The 10581-nt window shown below is 56.1% G+C and carries 8 protein-coding genes; 3 read left to right on the forward strand and 5 right to left on the reverse strand.

Annotated elements, in window-relative coordinates; genetic code table 11:
- Nucleotides 1-31: 31 nt before the first annotated feature.
- The 5 genes from LG047_RS13990 to LG047_RS14010 are packed head-to-tail and all read right to left on the reverse strand — an operon-like array spanning nucleotide 32 to nucleotide 6280.
- Nucleotides 32-721 carry a hypothetical protein gene (locus LG047_RS13990; RefSeq protein ID WP_227967407.1) on the reverse strand — a complete coding sequence of 230 codons (690 nt, stop codon included), beginning with the start codon at nucleotides 719-721 and terminating at the stop codon, nucleotides 32-34.
- Nucleotides 722-748: 27 nt separating this feature from the next.
- Nucleotides 749-3226: a DEAD/DEAH box helicase gene (locus LG047_RS13995; RefSeq protein WP_227967408.1), complete on the reverse strand. Its 2478-nt coding sequence runs from the start codon at nucleotides 3224-3226 to the stop codon at nucleotides 749-751.
- Nucleotides 3227-3238: 12 nt separating this feature from the next.
- Nucleotides 3239-4696 (reverse strand): DNA methyltransferase, encoded by a 1458-nt coding sequence (locus tag LG047_RS14000; RefSeq protein ID WP_227967409.1) that lies wholly within the window; start codon nucleotides 4694-4696, stop codon nucleotides 3239-3241.
- Nucleotides 4697-4744: 48 nt separating this feature from the next.
- Nucleotides 4745-5557 (reverse strand): IS5 family transposase, encoded by an 813-nt coding sequence (locus tag LG047_RS14005; RefSeq protein WP_227965742.1) that lies wholly within the window; start codon nucleotides 5555-5557, stop codon nucleotides 4745-4747.
- 18 nt (nucleotides 5558-5575) lie between these two features.
- A complete protein-coding gene (locus LG047_RS14010) occupies nucleotides 5576-6280 on the reverse strand; it encodes a DNA methyltransferase (protein ID WP_227967410.1) in 705 nt (234 codons plus the stop codon).
- Nucleotides 6281-6495: 215 nt separating this feature from the next.
- Between LG047_RS14010 and LG047_RS14015 the strand changes: the two genes are divergently transcribed.
- The 3 genes from LG047_RS14015 (at nucleotide 6496) to LG047_RS14025 (ending at nucleotide 10459) form a co-directional block, all read left to right on the forward strand.
- Complete coding sequence (locus LG047_RS14015; protein WP_227967411.1) at nucleotides 6496-7212, forward strand: hypothetical protein; 717 nt, start codon at nucleotides 6496-6498, stop codon at nucleotides 7210-7212.
- Between the two features lie 68 nt (nucleotides 7213-7280).
- Nucleotides 7281-8753, forward strand: coding sequence for a replication initiator protein A (locus LG047_RS14020; RefSeq protein ID WP_227967412.1), 1473 nt, complete (start codon nucleotides 7281-7283; stop codon nucleotides 8751-8753).
- 659 nt (nucleotides 8754-9412) lie between these two features.
- The gene (locus LG047_RS14025; protein WP_227967413.1) at nucleotides 9413-10459 is read left to right on the forward strand and encodes a hypothetical protein; all 1047 of its coding nucleotides are present in this window, start codon (nucleotides 9413-9415) and stop codon (nucleotides 10457-10459) included.
- Nucleotides 10460-10581: the final 122 nt, after the last annotated feature.

The raw sequence follows: 10581 nt of genomic DNA on the forward strand, positions 1-10581 counted from the left end.
CCGAGAAATCTAGTAATAGACAAGATGGAGCTTACGAATCGACTAGCTGGCCCCCCGTGCGGCGAGAGAGTCGTTCGTGCTCTTCGATGATGTGCTCAAACAGAGCCAACTCCTCATCTGTCAGTAAATTGGTGTCAGCAGCGCATTCACAGCTCGCTCGGTCAGCTCGTCTAATTAGTTCGAGCAGCTCTGTGTCAGCGTAGGCCGAGCAAGATTTCGCAAGCTCGCATATCTCCCCTAACGGGAACTCACCTCCAAAATCCATCTCTGCACTAGTTGAGCTCTTACGATCGAAAAGCGCGCGCCAAGCCCTTTTTACAGCGGCGCGCCAGTGTCGATGGCTGGCGATCTCATAGCGAGCGTTTTCCCACCTATCACGAAATCTCGGCGCTGCTACGCCGGTGCTGATAATCACGTGGCGAGTCAAAAATAACATTCGAAGAGGCCGATAGACGCGGATAAGCATTTGGCGATCGTAAGCGAGCGCATGGGCGCGTTGCTTAGCGGCGTAGACTGTAAGGTCCGCTGCAAACCGACAGACAACGGCGACCCCAAGCACCACGGTCACGGTTGGTAGCCAGGGCACGAGCTCAACGGGGAGTGCATCCTTCGGGATCAGCCACAATATCAGGGCCGAAAGAAAGAGCGCGAGCAGTAACCATCTTGGTGCTGCTCTAAAGAAACTGAGAACTTTTTGACCAGCCCCGCCCGTTAAATCCACGTCTTCTCCTAGTTGTCCCTACACCCGTCAAACTTGATCGAAAAGTGCCTCTAAATCCGCGGGCGCGCCCATCTTTAAGGCCTTCTGTCTGACATTATCGTCTGAAACATCGACGACCTGCAATTTGCCGTCCTTCTTTCTGCCGACCATCAGCCTGCCAAAATCCATATGATGCTGTTCAGCAAACTTCGCGAGGCCCTTCACTTTCGCCCATGTATCTGTGCGGCTATCATCATGCGGCTCCAAAACGTCGACTTCGTAGCTGGACCCATTTTTCCGCACTATCACGAAGTCCGGGAAGAATGGCTTATCGCCGCCCAACTCATACGGGACGCAAAATGCCCATTCCCTGCGATCTAAATTCCGTAGCCAACACAGGAAGTCCTTTTGCCCCATTACGTAAGCGAGAAACTCGCTCTCCCAGGCATTCAACGTCGCTGAGAATTCTCCCTTCTCGTTAGCAAAAAGATGATCCTTCCAGTTAAAATCTCCGGACTTCTCCACGATGCAATTCGGCAACTCCCATTGCTGTGCAACAGGCTGACCGCTGGACTGAACGAGCTGTGTGAACCGAGCAGACTCTGATGCCGGAAGCTGCTTGATCGCGCCCTTGTTCGTAGCCCAAAGTTTTTCAAATTCCGTTCTTGCGAGCTTCTCTAGCACGGGGAGCGCATCGCCCTGCCGCAACACCGCGGCAAGTTCGAGTTTCGCTACCGTCGGCTCATCGTGAGCGTGATAGCGCTTCCAATAAGAACGATGTAATCCCTCTCCGGCAGCTAGTTTCCGACCCGCTTCATCGAAGAGCTGTTCAATATTTTCTTCTGACAGAGCAAAGCGCGTCGTGTGACGCTTGGAAACCGTCATATCTCCAGTCGCTACTGCCGTCACGTCAACATCAATCTCTCCCCCTTCTCTGACCATCTTCTCCCACTGTGGGTCATTCTTCTCGTAATTATCCCGCAGTTCTTTGAGCTTTGCCGTGAGCGCGTTGCGCAAGCGCTCGTCTGCATCTTGGTCGATGCCTTGATGCACCAGCATCCCTGCGAGACGCAGCGAACGCTTTACATCGGTCATCTTGGGCGCGCGATTTACGCTGTAGGTAGTCAACTTCGCAAGGTGTCCGAAGACATCCGCAAAGGCAGGATTGCGTGGGTATTCGACTGCTTGGGTAGTGACATCGCTGGGGACGCCCTCGTGCGCTTCTGGGCTGCGAAGCGCATTTAACACGCCTGTGAGATTCTCTGTGTCGTAGTGCGGCAGGAACAGTTCAACGGTATTCAACGCCTCATCGCTTTCAATACGTCGCGCAAGGGGTGTCCGGATCATCCGACCTACGAGTTGGGCGATGGTTGTCGCGTCCACGGAACGGCGAAAGCTCATCATCACCTCCGCTCGCGGGCAATCCCAACCCGTTGTCAGGGCGGTCTTGAACAGCACGACTTTCACGTCGGGCGAGTCCTGGATGCGCGATGCATCCATTCGTCGAATAATGCAGCCTCCGTATGAAATCTCCTCTTTCTCTTGAAAGCAGTGGACAATTTCATTTACAGCCAGCGGACCTGTCACACGCTGAATCACCTTGACTACATCATGGAGCGGCGTTGCAGTTAGTGTGCTTTCTGTGCCATCTTGTACCTGCACCACCAAGACCGGCTTCACAATCGCCTTTTCCTTTTCCTTGGAACAGTAAGCCTCCCACCGATCACGGAAGTGCTTCCAGCGCGCAGCCGCATTTTGAAGGTGCGTCAGGTCGCTTTCCACGGTTGTTGATTTGTTGGTGGTGACGATAATTAAGTCCTTGAGGAGGCCGCTTTGCCGCACCATTTCCGCAGTGATGTTCACAGGGCGCTGCGTCCGCGTTGTGTTGCCGAGCAATTCAGTAAATCGCTGAGGCGTAGCGCTCATGCCCAACACTAGCGGCACTGGCGGCAATCCATCAGCGTCTGAGCCCGTAATAAATTTCTGCATAATCGGCTTTCGCGCCCGATCAGTGACGCCCGAGCCTCGATGGGCCTCGTCGATAATTAGAACGAAATCTTCTGGTGCCGCCGCGATGGTGTTCGCCACAGTCTGCCAGAAGGTGAAGGTCTTCTTGTCCCCGCCCTTAGTCAGCAATTTGTCCTTACCGAGCAGCTGCGTGTTGATGAAATAGACATACCCCGGTGCCAGTCGTTCTTCGTCGAAACTCTCGCTGTCCACCGTCACTAATCGATGAAATGGCACGTAGTCACAAGCGGCGAGCAACTTTCCCTTGCTCTGTTGGTTCAATTCCGGAGAATCAGACAACCACAGGAAGGTGGTGTTGGGCCGCGCCGGAAGGCCATCCGCACCGCCGAACATCCAATCAATCACCGCTGCAACGGTGATTGTTTTGCCGGAGCCGGTCGGAGCGCTGAGGACGATTGCCTCTAACTCTCCGCTGCTCACGCCCTGGCGCGCTTGGCCGAGCTTCGTAATGATGCCTCGGGCCGAAGTGGTCTGAAAGTCTTTAAGTTCAAACTTCATGCGATTTATCGGTTAGCCGTTTAGCGCATCATGGGTGTTGATGCGGAAGTTCTCTAGATAACTCTTGTACAGTTGCACGCATTCATACTTGCGCCCCAGCGTCCGCCGCATCTGGCCGAAGTTCTCTTCGCTATCTGTGACAAGGAAAACCCATTCAATATCCTTTCTCTCGGCGAGCTTCTCCTTAAATCCGCGAAACTGCTTCTCCTGAATCAGCACTGCGAAAGGAGACTTCCTTGGGATGAACCAGGGCATCGAGCCTTTAGAGTCCTCCCGCTCCCCACGGCAGCCCGCCACCATCCAGAGAATTGGCAGAATGGCCCGGAAAGCGTCCCCTCGCGCCACTTCGTCGGGGTCGAGGAAGTGGAGGCGGAAGTATTCAAGATTTTCTTGGAAGCCATCGGACCAGCGCAAAGCCTTGGGATGTCCATCCAAGTCGAGGTAAGTTCCCCTAAGCGCAACGCTATCATCTCGTTTGCCGTTGAGCGCGAACTTAACCCTTGGCCAAGTGACGCTCTCGCATATTCCCACAGATTCAAATTCTGGATCACCGGCAAAGTGTCCTTGCCGCTGCAACTTGTTGGCGGTTTTCTCGCCGGGCTCATTATTGGAAACAAGAATGCATCGCCGTGCTCCCCCTATCTGGGCATTGATGAGCGCTGTGGCATGCAGAGTGGTTCCCGAACCCGCGAAGAAGTCCAGCACCAAAGCATTCGGCCGGTTACCAACTACAGTCAGGAGTGTATCGCGAACGGCATACAATGATTTCGGAAATGGGAACGCATCCCGCCTTCCAAGTATTTGATGCAACATCGAGGTGCCGTGCGTTCCCGCGTCGTGACGCGAATGCCACCATACGGTCTTCACTTTCTTATGTTTTGTTTTCGGTTCCCATATGTTTAATGTCCAATTGCCAGTCACTGAGTCTTGTCGGCCAACAACTAGCCTGCGCTCTTCAAGAAGAGTACGCATCGATGAGGGGATGAACCGCCAGCACCGATGGTTGCCCTCTTTATCGATCGGCCAGACTGGCGTAAGGCCGTTCTTCTTTTTGAAATTGGGTTCCTCGTTCAACGGAATCGAATCGCCGATCTCTTCGACAGTGCGGTTGGCGACATCGATATAAATCGGGTAAAACTGATTTTTCCGCTGGTGCCGGTAGCTTGACTCATTGCCACGACGACGCGCATGCCGAAGTTCCCATTGGTCAATTTCCGCAATTGGGAATGGCAGGTCCTCGGGCTTGAGATTATGAGGTAGTTCGAGCGGGGCTTCAGCTTCTGTCTCCTCGTCGGACCCCTCTTCGTCTTCTTCTTCTTCAATAAGCTCTTGGCTCAACCCCACACGAGCTAAATCATTAAGTAGATTCGCATTGACTACTGACTGGCCGGTGTCTGGCACACAAAAAAGCGCATATTCCTCGGTTCTGGCAAAATTCTTTTTGCCCGCACCCTTTGGATTGACTACCATTGTCACCGTGTGCCGAAGACTATTCGGGAACATTTCCTCTAGAGGGTGTTATGCACTCTGTATGATGAACTCCGCGGCGCGCTTGAGCATGAGACATGCGAAAGCGACGACGTGTAGTCCTGCGAGGGTCTGAGCATAGCGCTCGTAATCTTTGACGAGCCGCCTGCATCGCGTCGCCCAAGCGAATGAACGCTCGACCACCCAGCGCTTGGGCAGCAGCACGAAGCCCTTCTTCGCCTCGGCGAGTTTGACGACGCAAAGTTCGGCGCCCTGCGCTTTTGCTGCTTCGGCCGCGTTCTCGCCGGTGTAGCCCTGATCGACATAGATGAGTTCGACGCTGTCGCCGGTCGCTTCCTGCACGGCGGCGGCGAGCTTGCCGACCTCGGCGCGGTCGTCGACGTTGGCCGGCGTGACATGCAGCGCCAGTAGATGGCCCAATGTGTCGACCGCCATATGCAGCTTCGAGCCACGCTTGCGCTTTGCGCCGTCATAGCCGGCTCGCGGGCCGCTCTCCGGGGTCGACCGCAAGGTGCGGCTGTCGATGATCGCCGCCGTCGGCTCGGCAGCCCGTCCGGAGGCGACGCGCAAGACGGCGCGCAAATCCTGCGCCAGCGCCTCGAATACGCCCGCCGCCAGCCAGCGCTGCGATTGCTGATACACGGCCGACCACGGCGGCAGATCATTAGGCATGGCGCGCCATGCGATGCCGTAGCGCAGCACGTAACGTAGCCCGTTGAACAGCTCGCGCAGCGAATGTTGACGCTGCGGCGCGCTTTCGTCCATGAGCGTCAGATACGGCGCAACCAGCGACCACTCTTCGTCGTTGACGTCAGACGGATAAGGCTTCCGAATCGGAGACATCCGATTCTACTAAGGCAATCAACGACCAAAGTACATAACACCCTCTAGCAGAACTCCAAGGTGATTGATTTCGTTTTCATCAATCGTGATTATGAGAACGCCGTCCTTCCGAAGTAACCGTTTCGCCAAAAGCAACCGTTTCTTCATCATCGACAACCATTTCGAGTGTCGAAACGAATCGGTCTTGTCCACGTCGTCGTTGTTGTATTTCCAGTCACGGGCACCTGAGTTATAGGGCGGGTCGATATAGATCACGTCCACTTTGCCATCGTAGGCATAAAGCAGAAGCTGAAGGGCGTGGAAGTTGTCTGCATTGATAAGCATATGCGAGGGCTTGTCCGGACCACCGCGCGCAACCCCACCGACCGGCACCAGAGCCGGGTAAATTGGATCGCCAAAGCTGCGCACGACGACGATGTCATCCAAGGAAACGTCGACAGTGCTCTCCGAGCGCGGAGATTCGTCCTCCGTTGCTTTCTCTAAAATCGCGGTGTTCCGACGAATCGACTTTACCCGCCAGAGGTCGTTTCCCGACTGCCCCTTTTTCGCGACAAGTTCGCCCTCTTTAACCGGCAGGTTCGGCAGGTGCACGGTCTCCGGGAGATGCTCCTCGAATACAAGACCGAACTTCTTGGTCTTCTTTAGTGCACGCACTTCAGCCGTGATCGCTTTGCGGAGGCGTTCGTCCTGAATGTGAGCTATAAGGTCTTCGATCTTTGCCATGTTCTATTTCTTATTGATCCGCTCATGATCGAGTAAATCATGCAAACTCACTCATGCTCCACGCTAGGCTGCAGCGCATTTCACCCCGGTCGCTTCTTGACGAGGAATCAGCGTGAATCAAAAAGAGCTGTTTCGTTGAGGGTATTCTAACCCCTCCGCCGCTCCTTACAAAGGCTTGGCAGATGTGACCGCACGGCTTTCCACTCGCAAGAGCTGTGGACAACCCGGCGCGGCGTGGAACGAGGTCGGGTTATGATTCGGCCATGGATGACATGTCTCGACATGCCGCGACCGGCCCCGACAACGACTTTACCCTGACCATCGACGAGACCGTCGAACGCTACGCTCGCGCTGGTCTGCCCCGCACGCCGCGCAGCGTGCAGCGCTACTGCGCCAAGGGTCACCTCGACGCCCGGCTGATCGAGACGCCGTTCGGCGAGAAGTATCTCATCTCTCCCGCATCGGTTGATAAGCACATCGCCTACATCCAGGAGATCGCCGACTCGACAGGGCGCGACATGTCACGACCGTTCGGGCAAGACGTCGCAGCCTATCCGCCGCGCGACACGATGCGACAAGAGCCGCCGACGATTGTCGACGAGCCGCGACACGTCGCGACGCCTGTCGCTCAGCAATTTTCAGGGCACGACACGACGCCGCCTGCCGCGACACCTGCCCCGACACAACACGAAGAGGCGCGACAGGTCGCGACCAGCGCGGCCGAGTCGCGCTATGTCGCCCGCCTGGAGAGCGAGGTGGATTTCTTGCGCGGACAGGTCGCGACAAAGGATGCGCAGATCAAAGAGCTCTCCGAGCGCAGCCGCGAGACCAACGTTCTCATCGGAGGACTGCAGCGACTGCTCGCGCCGCTGCTGGGATCACCAGACCCGCATCAGTCCGGGCAGACATACGACCAGCGCCCGCAGCAGTAGGGGTTCTCCACAGTGTCGCGCCGTGTCGCGACCAGCGCAGGCGCAGCCGGGGGATATACTGACCGTATATGAACGCGGCTCCCGAGAAGGAGAAAGCACAAGCTCAAGACAAGCTGTTCATGGAGAACACCTTGCTACGCGTCGCCGGCGCGCTCTTCTGTCATGACGCGAAGCGCGCCGCCAAGAACACGGGGACCATCGAGCTCAACCGGGGAGTGAAGGAGAAGAGCATCGTCATCCGCCCCGACCCGGAGCTCGGGCAGCCCGGCCCACTGGCCCACAAGATTTTCGTCGCGCTCCTCAAGAAGCACTCGGACTACGGCCGACCGATCCAGAAGGAAATCTCATTCACCCAACGTGAGCTTGGTAGACTGATTGGGCGCAAGGTATGGGGCGGGAAGGACAGCGAGCAGCTCTCCCGCGCCCTGCACGAAATCCACTTCACGTTCATCAAGGCGCACTTCCGCAACAAGACCGGCCGCTTCATCGAGCAGTCCTTCAACATCTTCCCGGAAATTCTAATCGAGCGCCGGGAGTTTCTCAGCGATCCGATCGAGGCTTGCACGATCATGTTGGCGGAGCCGATTGTCGCGTCACTCCAGGACGAGCATTTCACCTGCCTCAACCACGGGCTCATGACCAGGCTCGGCACCATCGGCCAAGCGCTCTACATGCGCAGCTTCTTCCACTTCGCGAACCTCTACGACGGCCGCAACAAGTCGAAGCTCAGCTTTAAGAAGCGCTACGACGACATCTGCAGCGAGTGGCTCGGCGGGCTGACAGTACTGCGTCACAAGTCGAAAATCGTGGGGGAGCAGCTTGGGCCGCACCTCGACCAACTCGTCGCCGAAGGTGTCCTCACCTCGTATACGGTCGCCAAGTCGGCGAACTCGGACGACTTCATCGTCTCCTTCCGACCGGGCGAAACCTTCTTCCGGGATTACGATCGCTTCTACCGCAACCGAAAGCAGGGGGAGCTGCAGTTCGAGTTCCATGGCGAGCAGCGCGAGATCAGCGAACCGCTCCGCGTCGCGCAACTGTTCGTCGCCAAGCGCACCGGGCAACCGGTCGGTCAGATCGCATCCTTCCCCTCGAAGGACGTCTCGACCGCCAAGGAGATTCTCCAGGTCATCCCATTTGCGGAGGTTGCCGACTTCATCGACTACGCCCTCGCCGAGGCCAAGCGCACGAACTTTGACGTCCAGACCCTCGGCGGCATCCGCCAGTACCTCGCCGGCTACCAAGCGACAAAGGACGCCCGCAAGTCCGCGAAGGCGCAGGCGGCGAAAGCGTCGCAGGAGCGCGAGTCCGAGGCGGAGCAGGACGCGTACGACCGCTTTACGCGCTCCGAGGCGCGACGGATTTACGAGACCCTCACCCCCGAAGAGCGGGAGGCGATCGACGCCGAGGCGTCCGGGAGGGCCGCATCCTTTTCCGGGTCGCTGCGCAAGATGATGACCGACCGCAAGCGCGAGGAGATTGTCATCGAGCGCCACCGCGCGGCAATTCGAACCTTCGAGGACTGGCGCGCCGATCGCTAAGAACGGCGTCATTGCTCGCGTCAGGTGGGGGGGTTGACCGAAATTTCGGGTGTGGGTTTTGACCGAAAAAAGGGACAGCGGGCTAGCCCAGGGTGTGGGTTTTGACCGAAGGGGGTGTGGGTTTTGACCGAAAAGAGTGTGGGTTTTGACCGAAAAAATCAGAGGCCCAAATCACCGTTTCGTCGCTCCAATCTTCACTCGTTTGAAAACGCCTCCGGCTCTCTAATATGTATTTAATATATTCAACACATTGTGTGGCTTTCAAAGAAAGAAAATCCGCCAATATCCGGGCTGCGAAAGCAGGTATCTGTTGTTCCCCCCGCAAGGAGGGATAACCCAGAAAACACGCGCGTGCTTCGTGTCGCTGCGCCGCGACAGGTCGCGACAAGACAGGGACGGACGCGGTTCGACGCGCCGGGACGACGGTCACCTCCGCAGGGCAAGGTGCATTGCTACCAGGATAAAATCTAGGCTCACAATTGAGCCAGCCCTGCTTTGATGCGCTCGATTTGTTGCCGGTGCGAGTGATGATGGACACCGGCGAGGCAGCGCCACTCGTGCGCGGTCATCCGGCCGAACCAGGGGAGAACAGAAACTGGTGTGCCGTCGCCAAATGAGCAGTCATTTGCGATATTCCGGCTTGTGCTACAGTGTCGACAATGACGTTTCCGTTCAAGTGTGAATTGTCATATTTCTCATCACCGCATTTGTCGCAACTCTATGATGGCTTCCAACGACTGGCCGATGCGGGCATTGTTTCCATTTCCTACGCGAGTAGTACGGGTGACCCAGAAAAACCCCTTCTCGCAGTGACTGTGAATGATTCCTACCGCATAATCTACGATACCCTTGATGGGCTCAACTGGATCGACGGAACGATAGAGGACAATCTTCAGTATTTCCAGCATCACATTCAAGCAGATTTCTATTTCAAAAGAAGCTTCAATAAGCAGGTTGCGCAACACGCTCCACCGGATTGCAAAGTCTACCCCCTTGGCTTGAATTATGCTTTTTCACCAACGGACGGCGTGGCTAAGCCTATCGCCGATAAGGCGAAGGATCTGGCGAAGCTTCTGCTTTCCGCCTATTACGGGAAATTGTTGTTTTCTGCTTCTGACTTCGAACATTACCCGGTGCCCACCGGCAATGACAGAATCCTGTTCCTCGCCCGCCTTTGGAACCCTGCCGATGTTGCGCTGCCTCACTTGAAGGCTGAACGAGAAGCCATCAACCAGAATCGAATCAACTGCATCAGAGCTTGTCGAGCCGAATTCGGTGATCAATTTGTTGGCGGGCTTCAGGATGAAGCGTATTCGAGATCGCAAGCCCCAGACCTCATTTTGCCGAGTTCTCTCACCAGACGGGAGCCCTTTCTCCGGGCCGTAAAGCAAAGCGATATATGCATTGCTACTGCCGGCCTGCACGACTCCATCGGATGGAAATTCGGAGAATATGTCGCCGCGGCCAGAGCGATGGTCGCAGAGCCCCTAGCTTACATGCTGCCAGGCGACTTCACCGAGGGTACCAATTATCTCCCATTCACGTCCGAATCTGAATTGATAGCCAATGTTCGACATCTGTTGAACAATCCGCAAGATCGGCTCGCGATGATGCGCCGCAACTTTGACTATTACCAAAATCACGTTCGGTCAGACATTCTTGTGCTCAACACATTGTTGAAAATCTCGGAGACTCGCGAAGGATAGTGGGATATGGCGATAGCGGGAACCGGAACGAGCTGATTTGCTTCAATGTGGCCCGGAGCGCGGATTCTTCCCCATGCGCCGTGCAATCCTATCAAATGTAATCCTCTATGCTCGGCACTTAG

It is taken from the genome of Methylocystis sp. WRRC1, assembly GCF_020733155.1.
Taxonomy (GTDB): domain Bacteria; phylum Pseudomonadota; class Alphaproteobacteria; order Rhizobiales; family Beijerinckiaceae; genus Methylocystis.

What these genes read in the sequence shown, in the direction of transcription:
- LG047_RS14025 (WP_227967413.1), top strand. Translation starts at nt 9,413, where the DNA reads ATGACGTTTCCGTTCAAGTGTGAATTGTCATATTTCTCATCACCGCAT.
- LG047_RS14020 (WP_227967412.1), top strand. Translation starts at nt 7,281, where the DNA reads ATGAACGCGGCTCCCGAGAAGGAGAAAGCACAAGCTCAAGACAAGCTG.
- LG047_RS13995 (WP_227967408.1), bottom strand. Translation starts at nt 3,226, where the DNA reads ATGAAGTTTGAACTTAAAGACTTTCAGACCACTTCGGCCCGAGGCATC.
- LG047_RS14010 (WP_227967410.1), bottom strand. Translation starts at nt 6,280, where the DNA reads ATGGCAAAGATCGAAGACCTTATAGCTCACATTCAGGACGAACGCCTC.
- LG047_RS14005 (WP_227965742.1), bottom strand. Translation starts at nt 5,557, where the DNA reads ATGTCTCCGATTCGGAAGCCTTATCCGTCTGACGTCAACGACGAAGAG.
- LG047_RS14000 (WP_227967409.1), bottom strand. Translation starts at nt 4,696, where the DNA reads ATGGTAGTCAATCCAAAGGGTGCGGGCAAAAAGAATTTTGCCAGAACC.